A 15,332-nucleotide genomic window follows, 5' to 3' on the forward strand; every position below is an offset into this window, starting at 1 on the left:
TCACGGTCCGGGGCGTCCCGGGGCCGTACTGCAGCCGAGCCGTGACAGGGACATGGAATGCGGAGGGCGTCCCGGGCTCAGAACGCCGGGCGCTCCGGGTCCAGTGCCGCGCGCCCCTCCACCGGCGAGGACGCCTCGGCGAAGTGGCGGCGCGGAATCCGGCCCGCCCGGTACGCGAGCCGCCCGGCCGCCACCGCGTGCCGCATCGCCGAGGCCATCAGCTCGGGCTCCTGCGCCCTGGTCACGGCGGACGCCAGCATCACCGCCGCGCACCCCAGCTCCATCGCCAGCGCCGCGTCGGAGGCCGTCCCGGCGCCCGCGTCGAGGATCACCGGCACCCGGGCCTGCTCCACGATCAGCTGGAAGTTGTGCGGGTTGCGGATGCCGAGCCCGGAGCCGATGGGCGAGCCCAGCGGCATCACCGCGGCGCACCCCACGTCCTGGAGGCGGCGGGCCAGCACCGGGTCGTCGTTGGTGTAGGGCAGCACGGTGAACCCCTCGTCCACCAGGATCTCCGCCGCGTCCAGCAGCTCGACGGGATCGGGCAGCAGGGTCCGCTCGTCGGCCACCACCTCCAGCTTGATCCAGTCGGTGCCGAGCGCCTCCCGGGCCAGCCGGGCGGTCAGCACGGCCTCGCCCGCCGTGAAGCAGCCCGCGGTGTTCGGCAGCACCCGGATCGAGAGCCGCTTGAGGACGGAGAGGACCGAGCCCTGCACCGTCGGGTCGAGGCGGCGCATCGCGACGGTGGTCAGCTCGGTGCCGGAGGCGATCAGCGAGCGCTCCAGCACGTCGAGGCTGGGCGCCCCGCCCGTCCCCATGATCAGCCGGGAGCCGAGGACGGTCGAGCCGAGGGCGAAGACGTCGTCGGACACGGTCAGCCCCCCTGGACCGCGGTCAGGACCTCGACCCGGTCGCCGTCGGCCAGCGCGGTCGCGCCCCACCGGCCGCGCGGGACGACGGTCTCGTTGACGGCGGCGGCCACCCCCGAGGGCGCCGTGGTCAACGTGGCGACCAGGGCCTCCAGGGTGGTGCCCGCGGCGAGGGGCCGGGGCGCGCCGTTCACCGAGACGGAGAGCGGCGCGGAAGGGGGTACGGGCTCGGTCATGCGGGCTGCTCCTGACGTACGGAGGAGGCGGCGGAAGCCGCGGCGGGGCTCCCGGGGCCGGTGGACGGGAAGCGGAGCGGGGTGAAGGGGCGGGCCTGCTCGGGCGGTTCGCCGCCGGTGAGGAACTCGGCCATGACGTCCCCGGTGAGCGGGGTGAGCAGCACCCCGTTGCGGTGGTGGCCGGTGGCGAGGTGGAGGCCGGGCAGGGTGGTCGGGCCCAGCAGCGGGGCGTTGTCGGGGGAGCCGGGGCGCAGACCGGCCAGGGTCTCGGTGAGCGGCAGTTCGGTGATGCCGGGGACCAGTTCGTGGGCGTCCCGCAGCAGCTCGTAGACGCCGCCCGCGGTGACGGTGGTGTCCCAGCCCAGCTCCTCGCTGGTGGCGCCGACGACCAGCTCGCCGTTCTCGCGCGGTACGAGATAGACGTGGCTGCCCCGGACCACGGCCCGGACCGTCCGGCTCAGGAACGGCGCGTACCGGGCGGGCACGGTCAGCCGCAGCACCTGGCCCTTCACCGGCCGGACCGGCGGCACGGCCTCCTCCGGCACCCCCGGCAGCCGGCCGCTGAGGCTGCCCGCGGCCAGCACGACCTGGTCGGCCGCCGGCTCCGTACCCCCGGCGAGCACCGCCCCGGCGGCCCGGCCGCCCGTCACGGCCAGCCGCACCACCCGCTCGCGGTGGAAGACCACCCCGGCCCGCTCGCAGGCGGTCAGCAGGGCGGCGGCCAGCCGGCGCGGATCGATCTGGTGGTCGCCGTCGACCCGCAGACCGCCCCGCACACCCGGGGCCAGCATCGGCTCCAGCCGACGGCACTCCCGGCCGGTGAGCCACTCCGACTCCAGCCCCGAACGCCGTTGCAGGGCGTGCAGATCCCGCAGATGCGCGCGGTCGTCGGAGTCCAGCGCGACGGCCAGGGTGCCGCAGGCGCGGAAACCGGTCTCCCGCCCGCTCGCCGCCTCCAGCTCGGCCACGAAGGCCGGATACCGGGCGGCGGAGGCGAGGTTGAGGCCGAGCAGCAGCTCCTCGCCGTAGTGGAGTTCGGTGACGGCGGCCAGCATCCCGGCCGCCACCCGGGCGGCCCCGCCGCCCGGCTCGGGGTCGGCGACCGCGGTGCGCAGACCGCGCTGCGCGGCCCGCCAGGCAGTCACCAGACCGATGATCCCGCCCCCGACGACGAGGACGTCGTACCCGCTTCCGCTCCGAGAGGAACGCATGGGCTTCCAGCCCCTCCCTTCGCCGGCATGACCCGGATCAGGTTCGTACGGTCGGAGGCCGGCCAGCCTCCCTCTCAGCCCGGTGCGTCCGGGCTCCCGCGAGTGCTCTACGGGGCCAGCCTAGACCCCGTTCCGGCCGGGGCCGAGAACCCGCCCCTTCCTGACTGATCATCAGATGCGTAAGGTGTCACGGGTGAGCGAGCAGCAGCAGTCAGAGCAGCCGGACGGGCGGACCGGGCGCCGCGTCGTGGTCGTCGGCGCGGGCATGGCCGGGGTGCAGACCGCGGTGGCCCTGCGGGAGCAGGGCTTCACCGGCCCGGTCGTGCTGATCGGCGCCGAGCCCCACCAGCCCTACGACCGGCCCCCGTTGTCCAAGGCGGTCCTGCTCGGCAAGGCCGAGGACTCCGCGTTCGACATCGACTTCGAGGCGCTGGACATCGAACTGCGCCTGGGCGTCGAAGTCACCGGAGTGCGGCCGGACGCGCACGAGCTGGACACCGGGGCGGGCGCCGTCCCCTACGACGTCCTGGTGATCGCGACCGGCGCCGAACCGGTCGTCCTGCCCGGCACCGAGGGCGTCCCCGGCGTCCACCTGCTGCGCACCCTGGACGACGCGGCCCGGCTGCGGCCGGTCCTCGGCGAGCAGCACGACGTGGTGATCGTCGGCGCGGGCTGGATCGGTGCCGAGTTCGCCACCGCGGCCCGCGCCGCCGGCTGCGCGGTCACCGTCATCGAGGCCGCCGACCGTCCGCTCGCCGGCGCGCTGCCCGCCGAGGTCGCCGCCCCGATGGCCGCCTGGTACGAGCAGAGCGGCGCCGAGCTCCTCACCGGCACCCGGGTCGACCGTGTCGAGCCGGGCCGGGTGGTCCTCGCCGACGGCCGGGCGATCCCGGCCGGAGCGGTCGTCGTCGGCATCGGCGCCCGCCCGGCCACCGGCTGGCTGGCCGGCTCCGGCATCGCGCTCGGCCCCGACGGATCGGTCACCGCCGACGAGGCGCTGCGCACCTCGCTGCCCGATGTGTACGCGGTCGGCGACTGCGCCTCCTTCCCCTCCGCCCGCTACGGCGAGCGCCTGCTCGTCCACCACTGGGACAACGCCCTCCAGGGCCCGCGCACGGCCGCCGCCCACATCCTCGCCACGGCCCCGGACGACGCCCCCGCGCCGCCGGTCTACGACCCGGTGCCGTACTTCTGGTCCGAGCAGTTCGACCGCTTCGTGCAGTACGCGGGCCACCACGGGAGCGCCGACACCCTGCTGTGGCGCGGCGATCCGGCCGGGCCCGCCTGGTCGGTGTGCTGGCTGCGCGACGGCGTGCTGGTCGCGGTGCTCGCCGTCGGACGGCCGCGAGACCTGGCGCAGGGCCGCAAGCTCATCGAGGCGGGAACGCCGCTGGACCCCGGGGCGGTGGCCGACCCCGCCGTACCGCTGAAGTCGGCGGTACGGAGGTAGCACGGCCCTGAAGGGCGGAGTCCGGGTATCGGCTGTCGGTGCGGGATGGCAGGCTTGTCCCCGTGACCGAGATTGACGCGAAGACCGATGCTCTCGTACCCGCCTGGCTCCACCTGCCCGACATCGCCGAAATGCTCGGTGTCGAGGTGACGCGTGTGCGCCAGCTGGTCAAGGAGGGCCAGCTGATCGCCGTGCGCCGGGGCGAGAACCGGACGCTCCAGGTGCCCGCCGCCTTCATCGACGGCGACAAGGTGGTCAAGGGCCTCGCCGGCACCCTGACGCTCCTGAAGGACGACGGCTACAACGACGATGAGATGCTGGAGTGGCTCTTCACTCCCGACCCGACCCTGCCGGGCACCCCTGCCCAGGCGCTGAGCGAGAATCGCGGTACGGAGGTGAAGCGCCGCGCCCAGGCGCTCGCCGTCTGACCGCAGGCCCCGCGTGAGCGGGTGAGGGGGCGGGCCCCGCGGCCCACCCCCTCACGGCCCGCCCGCGCCCGCTCCACCACGCACTCCCCGGGGGGAACCGCACCATGTCCACGGCCCGCGCGCAGCTGTCCGACGCACGGCTCTACCTCTGCACGGACGCCCGCCGCCGCCAGGGCGACCTCCCCGAGTTCCTCGACGCCGTCCTCGCCGCCGGGGTGGACATCGTCCAGCTCCGCGACAAGGGCATGGAGGCGGCCGAGGAGCTCGACCACCTGGCCGTCCTCGCCGACGCCTGCCGCCGCCACGGCAAGCTCCTCGCGGTCAACGACCGTGCCGACGTCGCCCATGCGATCGGCTCCGACGTGCTCCACCTGGGCCAGGGCGACCTGCCGGTGCCCGCCGCCCGCGCCGTTCTCGGCGGCACCGTGCTGATCGGCCGCTCCACGCACGCCCGGTCCGAGGTCGACGCGGCCGTGGCCCAGCCCGGTGTGGACTACTTCTGCACCGGCCCCTGCTGGCCCACCCCGACCAAGCCCGGCCGCCACGCCCCCGGCCTGGACCTGGTGCGGTACGCCGCCTCCCTCGGCGGGCCGCGCCCCTGGTTCGCCATCGGCGGCATCGACGCCGGCAACCTCGACGAGGTGCTGGACGCCGGGGCCCGCCGGGTGGTCGTCGTCCGGGCGATCACCGAGGCCGCCGACCCCGCCGCGGCCACCGCCGAGCTGGCCGGGCGGATCAGGGCGCGCGCCACGGAGTGATTTCGGCCGGGTGTCCGAAGGATGGACAAAGTACCGGTCAATTCGGGCAATTCCCCCTGGTCCGGTCCATTGGGAGGTGCGGCCTGGTTAACCTGCCGGTATGGCCCTTGGCACACCATCCACCAGGACAGATCACGCGCGTACGGTGCGTGAACTCCTCGCGACCGGCAAGCCTTCGTACTCGTTCGAGTTCTGGGCGCCCAAGACCGAGAAGGGCGAGCGGAACCTCTGGAACGCGCTGCGCCGGGTCGAGGCCGTACGGCCGAGCTTCGTCTCCGTGACCTACGGTGCGGGCGGCTCCACCCGCGCCGGGACGGTGCGCGCCACCGAGCAGATCGCGGCCGACTCGACCCTCACCCCGGTCGCCCACCTCACGGCGGTCAACCACTCCGTCGCCGAGCTGCGCAACATGGTCGGGCAGTACGCGGACGCCGGGATCAGGAACATCCTCGCCGTGCGCGGAGACCCGCCGGGCGACCCGATGGGCGAGTGGGTCAAGCATCCGCAGGGCGTGCGGTACGCGGCCGATCTCGTCCGGCTCATCAAGGAATCCGGCGATTTCTGCGTCGGCGTCGCGGCATTTCCCGAGATGCACCCGCGCTCGACCGACTGGGGCACCGACATCCGGCATTTCGTGGACAAGTGCCGTGCCGGTGCCGATTATGCGATCACCCAGATGTTCTTCAATCCGGAGGATTATCTGCGTATGCGTGACCGGGTGGTCGCTGCGGGTTGCGAAACCCCGATCATTCCCGAGGTCATGCCACTGACCAGCGTCAAACAGCTGGAGAGATTCGCTCAGCTCAGCAACGCGTCATTCCCTCCCGAGCTGAAAGAGAGCATCCTCTCGGTCAAGGACGACCCCGCCGCTGTACGCTCCATTGGTATCGACTTCGCAACGCGGTTCTGCGCGAGGCTGCGATCCGAGGGTGTGCCCGGACTGCACTTCATCACGCTCAACAACTCGACGGCGACGCTCGAAATCTACGAGAATCTCGGACTGCACAGGCAGTCGTGACCGGCCGTACCCGCCGTGACCCGGGGCGGCGGCCGTAGGAGGGGGCGGGCATGGGCTGGACGGTCCTCTACATCGCGTTCGGAATCGTCGCGCTGTGGCTGCTCGGAGAGGTACTGCTGCAGTACAAGGCGCGCCTGCGCTGGCGCCTGCTCGCCTTCGGCGGCTTCACCTTCGTGGTCCTGGGCGTGATGATCCCGTCGATCTTCGTCATCGTCCTCGGGGCGATCGCCTTCGCGGTCGGCCAGACGTACGTCACGCTCTCCTTCCGCCGCGGCTTCTCCACCGGCTGGGCCCTCGGGGGCAAGCCCGGTGCGAGCCGGCGCCGCCGGGGCGGCGGCCCGCGCGAGGAGCGCGGCCCCGCCCTCCAGGTCTCGGACCTGGAGGCGGTCGGGGAGGCCCCGGCCACCCTCCACACGGATGCCACGGCGACGATGGCGGCGGTCTACGAACCCGAGCCCATGCCGGACGACACCGGGCAGTACGGCGTCTACTCCGACCAGCACCGCGCGCCCGGCGCCCAGGAGCCGCAGCCCCAGCAGCAGTTCGCCGCGTACGACCCGTACGCCGCCCCCTCCGCGTTCGACGGGACCGGCCAGGGCGGCTACGAGGACCAGGGCGCCTTCGCCGGCCAGGACCCGCTCACCGGCCAGTACGACTACGGCACGCCCCAGCAGTACGCCGCCTACTCCGACCCGTACGTGGGCACCGGCGCCACCACCGGCGCCCAGTACGACGCGTACGACAGCTTCGGCAACGGGTACGACAGCTTCGGCGGCCCGGCCCACACCGCCGATCCGTACGCCCAGCAGTACGCCCCCGAGACGCCGCCGGGCGGTGTGTGGGTGCCCCAGCAGCGCGAGGGCGAGCCCTACCCGCCCCTGCCGCCGGAGCAGCCGCCCGCCCCGTTCCCCAACGGCTACAACAACGGCAGCGGCTACGACGAGCAGCAGTACCGCTACTGACGGACCCCGGCGCTCACCGCGAGCCGCGGAAGCCGTCGCCCTCCACGATCAGCCCGGCGACCAGCGCCCCGGACATGCCCGCGTGGGCGAGCCCGCCGCCCGGGTGCGACCAGCCGCCCGCGGCGTACAGCCCCGGCAGCCCGGTGAGGTTCGCGGCGTGCAGATACCGGCCGTCCGCCCCGGCCAGCGCGGGCGCGGGCACACCGCCTCCCTCGGCACCGGTCTCGGCGGCGGTCTCCGCGGGCGTGCGCACCTCGGCGTGGAGCAGCCGCTCCCGTATCCCCGGGACGGCCGCCGCGGCCGTGTCGATCAGCACGTCGGCGTACCGTCTCCGCACCGCCGGGTCCGTCCAGTCCACCGCTCCGTGCGGGGCGACCGTCGCCGTCAGCGTCACCGCCTCGTGCGCGTCGTCGGGGCGGGTCGACGGGTCGTCGGGGCGGACCACCGTCACCGTGGGCCGCTCGGCGAGCCGCCCGCCGAAGACCGCCGCGCGCTCCTCCGCACCGTCCGCCGGATGCACCAGCGTCCGGTGCACGGCGTCCGCGGGCCGGGCCCCCCGCAGCGAGAGCAGCACCAGGAACCGGCCCGGCACCACCCCCTGCCCGGGCCGCGGCAGCGGCGCCACCCCGCCGTCCGGCCACAGCTCCTGACCGGGCACCAGACCGGCCCACGGCCGGGCCCCCAGCACCACCCGGTCGGCCTCGGCGACCGTCCCGTCCGCCAGCTCGACGCCCGCCGCCCGGCCGTCCTTCTCGACGACCCGGACCACCTCGGCACCGAGGACGAACTCCACCTTCCGGGCCAGGCACCGCTCGTACACCGCCCGCGCCAGGGCCCGCATGCCGCCGGACACGTACCAGCTGCCGAACGTCTCCTCCATGTACGGCAGCAGGGCGGCCGCGGCCGGGGCGTGCGCCGGGTCCAGCCCGTACGACAGGGCGTAGCCGTCGAGGAGGGCGGCCAGCCGGGGGTCGGCCAGCTCCAGGGCGCCGATACCGGCGACCGTGTCCGCCTGCCGGGCCGGGCGCAGCAGCCGGCGCCGGCGGAGCGCGGGGTAGGGGTCACGGCCGAGGACCTGCCGGTCCGGGCGCAGCGGCTCCTCCAGGAGCGGCCGGCGGGAGCGGTCCCAGGCCTCGCGCGCCCGGTCCAGGAACGCCCCCCAGGCCGCGCCCGCCCCGGAGCCGAGCGCACCGTCGAGCGCGGCGACGACCCCGGCCCGCGAGGCGTTCGGCAGCGAGACCGCCGTGCCGTCCGCGAAGAGATGACGGCTCGCCGGATCGACCTGGGCCATCTCGACGCACCGCTCCAGCGGCTCCTTGCCGGTCTTCACGAAGAGGTCGCGGTAGACGGCGGGCAGATGGAGCAGCGTCGGCCCCGTGTCGAACGCGAAGCCCTCGCGGGCGTACCGGCCCACCGAACCGCCGTAGCTCTCCGACCGTTCGTACACCGTCACCCGGTGGCCTGCCACGGCGAGCCGGGCGGCCGCCGCCATCGCGCCCATCCCGGCGCCGATCACCGCAATACGTGCCATGCCAGCGACCTTAGCGGCCGCCACCGGCAGTCACTCCGTCGGCCACTGCGGCCCCGCCGCCCCGGCCAGCCGTTTCTCCTCCCGCCGCTGGGCCCTGCGGCGCCAGAAGCGGCGGATCCGGGAGGCCAGGAAGGCCACGACCACGATGCCCGCCAGCAGCAGCGCCCCCGCGATCACGGCGGCCACCACCGGATGGAATATCGCGAAGGTGACGATCCCGGCGACGCCCAGGTCCTCGGCGATGCTCACCAGGACGTTGCTGAACGGCTCGGGGGAGGAGTTGACCGCCATTCTGGTCCCGGCCTTCACCAGATGGCTCATGAGCGCCGTGGAACCGCCCACCGCCGCGGCCGCGATCTCGGGCAGCGAACCGCTCTCACCCGCCAGCAGCGCGGCCACGACCGCCCCGGCGACCGGCCGGACCACGGTGTGCACCGTGTCCCAGACCGAGTCCACGTACGGGATCTTGTCCGCGACCACCTCGCAGAGGAAGAGCACGGCGGCCACCACCAGGACGTCGGTGCGCTGAAGCGCCCCGGGCACCTCGTCGCTCAGACCGGTCGCGCCGAAGACGCCGAGGAGCAGGACCACCGCGTAGGCGTTGATCCCGCTGGCCCAGCCGCTTGTGAACACCAGAGGAAGTACGGACACGCACGCGATCGTAACCAGAGGGTGCGACACCCGGGGAGGGCCCGTGCGCGGTGCTGAGTATCCGTACCTAGGCGGAGAGATGAGTAGGTGTGCGGATGGGCTCCGGCCCGCCCGGACGGAAGAGTGGAGCCCACGGAGAGAGCGCGGCTCCGGCACCGCCGGCACGGGGCGGCGGAACGGCCGCGGCGCTCCTTCCGGAACGGGGGAGCACGACGGAGAGCGCGGGGCCACGGGGGAACGAGGCCACGGGGGAAGCTCTCCGGCAGTACGAAGGGCGCCGGTCCGGCGCAGGCTCGGGGGGATCGAGCCTCACCGGACCGGCGCCCTCGCGTTTCCGCCGGGTGCCTGCCGCGGCACCCGGCGGCTCAGTGCCCGCTGACCCGGCCGTGCAGCAGCAGCGACAGCGCCGAGTGGACGTCGTCGATCGACCGCTCCGGCTGGAACGCCTGCCAGTCCAGCGCAACCACCAGCACCATGCCGACCAGGGCGGCGGCCGTCAGCTGGACGTCGATCTCCTCGCTCAGCTCGCCCGCGGCCACCCCCTCGCGCAGCACTCCCTCGACCACCGCGACGGCCTCCTGACGCACCACCAGGAGGGTGCCCTGCCAGGCCCGGTTGGTGCGCCACAGCTCCGCGACGTACAGCTGGGTGAAGGCCGGGTAGCGGTCGATGAAGACCAGGCCGGCCCGGATCATCGCGTCCAGGCCCTCGACCCGGGTGCCGCCCCGTTCCGCGGTCTCCTCGGCCGCGGAGCGCAGTGAGGCGGTGAGCAGTCCGACGCCGTGCCGCAGCAGCTCCTCGAAGAGCTCGGTCTTGCTCTTGAAGTTGTAGTAGACCGTGCCCTTGGCGACCCCGGCGCGCTCGGCGATCTCGTCCACCGTGGTCGCCGAGAACCCCTTCTCGGCGATGAGGGTCACGGCTGCTTCGTAGAGCTTCTGCCGGGTGGCCTGGCGACGCGTGGTGCTGCTGCTTTCCATGGCGACGATTCTCACAGGTTCCGGCGTGCTCACAGGCTCAGTTCCGGGTGGAGCCGGTCCAGGGTCCAGACCTGCTTGCGGCGCGCGGCCACGGCGGTGAGGGCGAGCGCCCCGACGGTGAAGGCCAGCAGCACGGCGCTGCCCTGCCAGACCGGGCCCAGCCCGCCGCCCGTGATCAGCCGGCGCAGCCCCTCGACGATGTAGCTCATCGGCAGGTAGGGGTGGATCGCGTTGAAGAACCCGGGGCTGGTCTGGACGGGGTAGGTGCCCCCGGCCGAGGTCAGCTGGAGCATCAGCACCGCCAGGACGAGGATGCGGCCCGCGGCTCCGAACCGGGCGTTCAGCCACTGCACGATCGCCGAGAAGCAGCAGGTCACCAGGGCCAGGAAGCCCACCGTCCCGGCGGCCCGCGCCATTTCGAGCCCGAGCGCCCAGTGCAGTACGGCCATCAGGGCGCCCACCTGGAGCAGTCCGATCGCGGCCACCGGCAGCCAGCCCGCGAGGGCGATCCGCCAGGCGGAGGCCCCGGCGGCGAGCGCGCGCCGGTTGAGCGGCTGGATCAGCATGTACGCCACCATCGCGCCGACCCAGAGGGAGAGCGGGATGAAGTAGGGCGCGAAGCCGGTGCCGTAGTTGGGGGCCGCGTGGAGCGACTGCGAGGCCAGCTGGACCGGGTCGGCCATCACCGCGGTGCGGGCGTCACGGTCCTTCTTGTCGTAGTCGGGGATCTTGCCGACGCCGTCGTTGAGTCCCTCGGCGAGGGTGGTCGAGCCGTCGGCGAGCCGGATCAGCCCGCCGTCCAGGTTGGTCGCGCCCTTCTTGAGGTTGCCCACGCCGGAGTCCAGGTCGGCGGAGCCGGTCCGGGCGGTGACCAGGCCGGTGTGCAGGTCGCCGGCGCCCTTGGCGACCTTGTGGGCGCCGGTGTTGAGCGCGTTGACCTTCTTGACGGCGGACTCCAGGTCCTCGTCGAGCCGGGGGGCGTGCTCGACCAGGTCGTCGGCCTGCCGCTGAAGGGTGCCCAGCTGGGTGCTCAGCTTCTTCAGGTCGCCGTTCTGGTTGGTGACCAGCACGTTCACGTCGGCGGCGACGGCGGCGACATCGGCCGCGGTGGTCTTGGCGCGCTTCAGGGGCGTGCAGAGGGCGGCGTCGGGGTCCGGCTCGTCCACGCAGCTGGTGCGGTAGAGGTCGGCCAGGTCGTCGGAGGCCGTGCGGGCGGCGGTGGCGGCGGTGGGGGCCGACTTCACCAGCAGGTCGAGGTTGTCCTGCACGGTCTGCGCGGTGTCGGAGACCAGCCGGGCGGTGTCGCCGATCGACTTGCCGTTGTCCTTCAGGAACGGGCGGACGTCGGCCGCCACACCGTTCACCTTGTCGGCGAGCTGCTGGGTGCCGTCGGCCACCTGCCGGGAGCCGGTCTCCAGGTCGCTCGCGCCCTTGTTGAGCCGGACGATCCCGCCGGCCAGCCGGTCGCTGCCGACCTTGGCGTCCTTCAGCCCGTCCGCGAGGTCCTGCGAGCCCTTCTTGGCCTTGCCGATGCCGCCCTTGAGGTCGTCGGCGCCCTTGGCGGCCTTCTCCGTCGCGTCGTGGAGATCGGAGAAGTTGATGAAGATCCGGTCGTAGAAGCCGCGCGAGGCGTTGGTCGAGGCGGCGGTGCGCACCTCGGAGAAGACGGTCCGGGAGATCTGCCCGACGATGTAGTTGTTGGCGTCGTTGGTCCGCACCTGGAGGGCGCCGGTCTCGGGGGACCCGCCCGAACTGGACGCGATCCGCTTGCTGAAGTCCGACGGCATGGTGAGCGAGAGGTAGTACGTACCGTCCTCGACGCCCTTGTGGGCCTCGGCGGAGCTCACCTCGTGCCAGTCGAAGACCTGGGAGTCCAGCAGCTTGCCGGTGATCTCGTCACCGGCCGCGATGCGCTCGCCCTTCAGGGCGGTGCCCTTGTCGTTGTTGACCAGGGCCACCGGGATCCGGTCGAGGCGGCTGTACGGGTCCCAGAAGGACCACAGGTACAGCGCGCCGTACAGCAGGGGCAGGAGCAGCAGGGCGACCAGCGCGGCGCGCGGCAGCTTCCCCCTGCCGAAACGCTTGAGCTCAAGCGCGGCCAGTCTCGGCGAACGCATCGGCCGTTCCCTTCTCGGTCGTGGTCCCGTCGGTCCTGGTCGGGCTGGTCGTTCTGCTCACGGTGCCGGCGGCGTCGGTGCGCAGGGTGACCGCGTCCGCGGGCGCCTGGCTGCAGACGGCGAGGACGGTCGTACCGCTGTCCGCGACGGACCGCAGCAGGTCCCAGGCCGCGGCGCGCTCGGTGTCGGAGAGCTTGAGGTCGGTGTCGTCCACCGCGAGCAGCCGGGGGCCGCCGATCAGGGCGAGAGCGAGGGAGAGCCGGAGCGCCTCCAGCCTCTCCAGGTCCCGTACGGAGGTCCTGCCGCCCTTGGGCAGGGTCTCCAGGTCGAGACCGGCGGCCTTCAGTGCCGCGTCGATCCGCCCCTGGGCGGTGGCGACCCGTTCGGCACGCGGACGCAGCAGGGCGCGCAGCGCGCCGTCGAAGCGGCGCTGGAGCAGGGCCCGCTCGCGCAGGTGCTCGGCCACGGTGAAGGCCGGGTCGAGCTCGCTCACCCCGGGGACCTGGCCCAGAGCGGCGATGCGGCGCACGGCGGCCATCTTGCGGGGCAGTCGCAGACCGCCGACCCGGGCCTGCCCCTCGGTGGGACGCATCCGGCCGGTGAGGGCGAGCAGCAGGCAGGTGCGGCCCGAGCCGGACGGGCCCTCGATCGCCACCAGCGAGCCGGGGGCGGCATCGACGGCCACACCGCGGAAGGCCCAGCCGCGCGGTCCCTTGAGGCCGAGGTCCTCGGCGATGACGGATGCCCCGTGCGGGCTGTCCACAGGTCCCCCCTTGTTTTGAACTGACCAGTCAGTTCAAAAGATAGCCCGAGCTTGCCAATGAAGCAAAACCCCAGGTCAGTGCCCGATTCGGGGGTGATTGTCAGTGGTGCCCCTCACGATGGACACATACGGCCACGGAGTCGTCACACGAGACAGGAGGTTTCGTCATGGCCCACCCGTCCGCAGCCGCCGCACCCCGGCGCCGCGCCACCGGCCCTGTCCCCTCACTGACCGGTCCGGCAAGCGATGTCCACCCCGTCCCGCGCCGCGCCTCGGCGCCGCCCGCCGCCCTCGACCTCCTCGCCAAGGCCCGCGCGGGTCTGGCGGAGGCCGCCGTTCTCGACGTGCCGAACGAGCGGTACGCCACCGCCCACCTCGCGGCGCTGCGCACCGCCGCCGCCGTGCTCGCCGTGCGGGGGCGCCCGGAGGCGTCCCGGCAGCGCCGGGAGCGCATCCGCAGCGCCTGGGAGGTGCTGCCCGAGACCGCCCCCGAGCTGACCGAATGGAGCGCGCTGTTCGCCTCGGGCGCCAGCCGCAGAGCCCGTGCGGAAGCCGGTATCCCCGGCGCCGCCAGCCGGCGGGACGCGGACGACCTGATCCGTGACGCGGCCATGTTCCTGCGGCTGGTCGAGCGGATGCTGGCACTGCGCCCGGTGCCCCCGCAGCCGGACGGCAGGCGGTCGGACGCGGGATGAGGGCAGCGGCGGCGGCGTGAGGCAATAGGGTGGGAAGCGCTCTTACCACCTGCACTGTTCACGCTCCGCCGCCCCGGCGGCGCCGTGTCGAGGAGTCATCTGCCGTGACGGACCAGCTGCGCCCCCGCGCCTCCCTCCGTACCGCCGTGGTCTGGGAGGTCCTCAAGGACGCCCTCGACCGCCGGGTGAAGGCGACCGGCAGGGACGCCCTGGACGTCCTGGACACCGGCGGCGGCACCGGGAACTTCGCGGTGCCGGTCGCCCGGCTCGGCCACCGCGTCACCGTCGTCGACCCCAGCCCCAACGCGCTCTTCGCGCTGGAGCGCCGCGCGGCGGAGGCCGGGGTCGCCGACCGGGTCAGCGGTGTGCAGGGCGACATCCACGGCCTGTTCGAGGTGGTGGAGCGCGGCGGGTACGACGCGGTCCTGTGCCACGGGGTCCTGGAGTACGTGGACGACCCCGCCGAGGGGGTGCGCAACGCGGTGGCGGCGCTCCGTCCCTCCGGCGCGCTCAGCCTGCTCGCCGCCGGGCTCGGCGGCGCGGTCCTGGCGCGGGCGCTCGCCGGTCACTTCACCGAGGCCCGGCAGGCGCTCGACGACCCGGCGGGCCGCTGGGGCGAGGGCGACCCGGTGCCCCACCGCTACACCGCGGAGCAGCTCGTCGAGCTCGTCGCCGGGGCCGATGTCGAGGTCGGCGCGGTCCACGGCGTACGGGTCTTCGCCGATCTCGTACCGGGGGTCCTGGTCGACACGGAGCCCGGGGCCATGGACGCGCTGCTCAAGCTGGAGGCCGCGGTGGCCGAGCTGCCCGCCTTCCACGCGGTCGCGACACAGCTGCACGTCCTGGGCGCCAAGCGCGCCTGACCGCGGTCCGCTTCGGCGGGTTGACCGGCCCCGGCGCGGCTGATCAGCGGCGCAGCGGCAGACGGAGTACGCACCGGGCCCCCCGATCGGGGGCTTCTGCCCGTATGATCGGGGGACACCATCCGGCATGACGGATCGGAGGTCGGGGAATCAACGCTTCGACAGCCGAGCCGTCGTGGTGGCCCGGACTGACTGATGGGCACGAAGGCGGGTTTCACGGGGGCGAATCCCTGCCTATCCTGGAAGGGCCGCATACCGGTCGCCCCCGCGGCCGACGACGAGGAGGACTCCGTGCCGCTCTCGGAGCACGAGCAGCGAATGCTCGAGCAAATGGAGCGAGCGCTGTACGCCGAAGATCCCAAGTTCGCGACAGCGCTTGAGGGAAACGGGCTGCGTACGTACACCCGGCGACGGGTCTACCAGGCGGTCGCAGGCTTCCTGGTGGGTATCGCGCTCCTCATGGCGGGAATGGTCACCACGGTGATCTGGATCAGCGTGGTCGGGTTCCTCGTCATGCTGGGCTGTGCGGTCCTCGCGGTCACCGGCTGGCGCAAGGCGCCCAAGCCGGGTGAGCAACCGGCCGCCGCAGCGTCCGGGCCCGCCCGGACCAGGCAGCGCCGTACGGTGATGAACCGCATCGAGCAGCGGTGGCAGCGCCGCCGCGACGAGCAGGGGCATTAGGCCCCCGGACAAAAAACTTCGGGTGAGGGGCGGCCGCGGACGACGCGGCCGCCCCTCACGCGTGTCCGGGGGCTGTACCCGTACGGCCCCCGGACACGCCGTCGCCCGGCTCCGGCGGGACG

At 73.7% G+C, this 15,332-nt stretch carries 16 protein-coding genes and 1 riboswitch; of the genes, 8 read left to right on the plus strand and 8 right to left on the minus strand.

Features of this window, described 5'->3' with window-relative positions; translation table 11 throughout:
* Positions 1-77: 77 nt before the first annotated feature.
* The 3 genes from ACIQGQ_RS15180 to thiO form a co-directional block, all read right to left on the minus strand.
* Positions 78-872 carry a thiazole synthase gene (locus ACIQGQ_RS15180; RefSeq protein WP_402395372.1) on the minus strand — a complete coding sequence of 265 codons (795 nt, stop codon included), beginning with the start codon at positions 870-872 and terminating at the stop codon, positions 78-80.
* Between the two features lie 2 nt (positions 873-874).
* Entirely contained in the window at positions 875-1,105 is a 231-nt protein-coding gene (thiS, locus tag ACIQGQ_RS15185; protein WP_402395375.1) for a sulfur carrier protein ThiS, read from the minus strand.
* A complete protein-coding gene (gene thiO / locus ACIQGQ_RS15190) occupies positions 1,102-2,316 on the minus strand; it encodes a glycine oxidase ThiO (protein ID WP_402395378.1) in 1,215 nt (404 codons plus the stop codon). Before thiO ends, thiS begins: the two co-directional genes overlap by 4 nt.
* Positions 2,314-2,426: riboswitch (TPP riboswitch) on the minus strand. Its footprint overlaps the gene before it by 3 nt.
* Before the next feature lie 83 nt (positions 2,427-2,509).
* On the opposite strand from thiO, the gene ACIQGQ_RS15195 reads away from it, so the two are divergent.
* The 5 genes from ACIQGQ_RS15195 (at position 2,510) to ACIQGQ_RS15215 (ending at position 6,932) form a co-directional block, all read left to right on the plus strand.
* Entirely contained in the window at positions 2,510-3,766 is a 1,257-nt protein-coding gene (locus tag ACIQGQ_RS15195; protein WP_402395380.1) for an NAD(P)/FAD-dependent oxidoreductase, read from the plus strand.
* Positions 3,767-3,828: 62 nt separating this feature from the next.
* The gene (locus tag ACIQGQ_RS15200; protein WP_366294246.1) at positions 3,829-4,194 is read left to right on the plus strand and encodes an Rv2175c family DNA-binding protein; all 366 of its coding nucleotides are present in this window, start codon (positions 3,829-3,831) and stop codon (positions 4,192-4,194) included.
* A 104-nt stretch (positions 4,195-4,298) separates the two neighbouring features.
* Positions 4,299-4,952, plus strand: a complete 654-nt coding sequence (gene thiE, locus ACIQGQ_RS15205; protein ID WP_402395382.1) for a thiamine phosphate synthase — start codon at positions 4,299-4,301, stop codon at positions 4,950-4,952.
* 100 nt (positions 4,953-5,052) lie between these two features.
* On the plus strand, positions 5,053-5,970 hold the full coding sequence (gene metF / locus ACIQGQ_RS15210; RefSeq protein ID WP_402395385.1) for a methylenetetrahydrofolate reductase [NAD(P)H]: 918 nt from the start codon (positions 5,053-5,055) through the stop codon (positions 5,968-5,970).
* 50 nt (positions 5,971-6,020) lie between these two features.
* A complete protein-coding gene (locus tag ACIQGQ_RS15215) occupies positions 6,021-6,932 on the plus strand; it encodes a hypothetical protein (RefSeq protein ID WP_402395388.1) in 912 nt (303 codons plus the stop codon).
* Between the two features lie 13 nt (positions 6,933-6,945).
* On the opposite strand, the gene ACIQGQ_RS15220 is transcribed toward ACIQGQ_RS15215, so the two are convergent.
* The 5 genes from ACIQGQ_RS15220 to ACIQGQ_RS15240 form a co-directional block, all read right to left on the minus strand.
* Positions 6,946-8,463, minus strand: coding sequence for a phytoene desaturase family protein (locus tag ACIQGQ_RS15220; RefSeq protein ID WP_402395391.1), 1,518 nt, complete (start codon positions 8,461-8,463; stop codon positions 6,946-6,948).
* A gap of 30 nt (positions 8,464-8,493) precedes the next feature.
* Positions 8,494-9,114, minus strand: coding sequence for a DUF4126 domain-containing protein (locus tag ACIQGQ_RS15225; protein WP_402395394.1), 621 nt, complete (start codon positions 9,112-9,114; stop codon positions 8,494-8,496).
* A gap of 365 nt (positions 9,115-9,479) precedes the next feature.
* Entirely contained in the window at positions 9,480-10,091 is a 612-nt protein-coding gene (locus ACIQGQ_RS15230; protein WP_402395396.1) for a TetR/AcrR family transcriptional regulator, read from the minus strand.
* A gap of 29 nt (positions 10,092-10,120) precedes the next feature.
* Positions 10,121-12,208 (minus strand): YhgE/Pip family protein, encoded by a 2,088-nt coding sequence (locus ACIQGQ_RS15235; protein WP_402395399.1) that lies wholly within the window; start codon positions 12,206-12,208, stop codon positions 10,121-10,123.
* Complete coding sequence (locus ACIQGQ_RS15240; protein WP_402395401.1) at positions 12,180-12,971, minus strand: ATP-binding cassette domain-containing protein; 792 nt, start codon at positions 12,969-12,971, stop codon at positions 12,180-12,182. The genes ACIQGQ_RS15235 and ACIQGQ_RS15240 overlap by 29 nt, the downstream gene beginning before the upstream one ends.
* Before the next feature lie 167 nt (positions 12,972-13,138).
* Here ACIQGQ_RS15240 and ACIQGQ_RS15245 point away from each other — a divergent pair, with 167 nt between their 5' ends.
* From ACIQGQ_RS15245 to ACIQGQ_RS15255, 3 genes are all read left to right on the plus strand, one after another.
* Entirely contained in the window at positions 13,139-13,666 is a 528-nt protein-coding gene (locus ACIQGQ_RS15245; protein ID WP_402395403.1) for an SAV_6107 family HEPN domain-containing protein, read from the plus strand.
* A gap of 104 nt (positions 13,667-13,770) precedes the next feature.
* Positions 13,771-14,529: a class I SAM-dependent methyltransferase gene (locus tag ACIQGQ_RS15250; protein WP_402395405.1), complete on the plus strand. Its 759-nt coding sequence runs from the start codon at positions 13,771-13,773 to the stop codon at positions 14,527-14,529.
* Between the two features lie 291 nt (positions 14,530-14,820).
* Positions 14,821-15,210, plus strand: coding sequence for a DUF3040 domain-containing protein (locus tag ACIQGQ_RS15255; RefSeq protein WP_352274889.1), 390 nt, complete (start codon positions 14,821-14,823; stop codon positions 15,208-15,210).
* Positions 15,211-15,332: the final 122 nt, after the last annotated feature.

Source organism: Streptomyces sp. NPDC092952, assembly GCF_044754785.1.
In the GTDB taxonomy this organism is placed as follows: Bacteria; Actinomycetota; Actinomycetes; order Streptomycetales; family Streptomycetaceae; genus Streptomyces.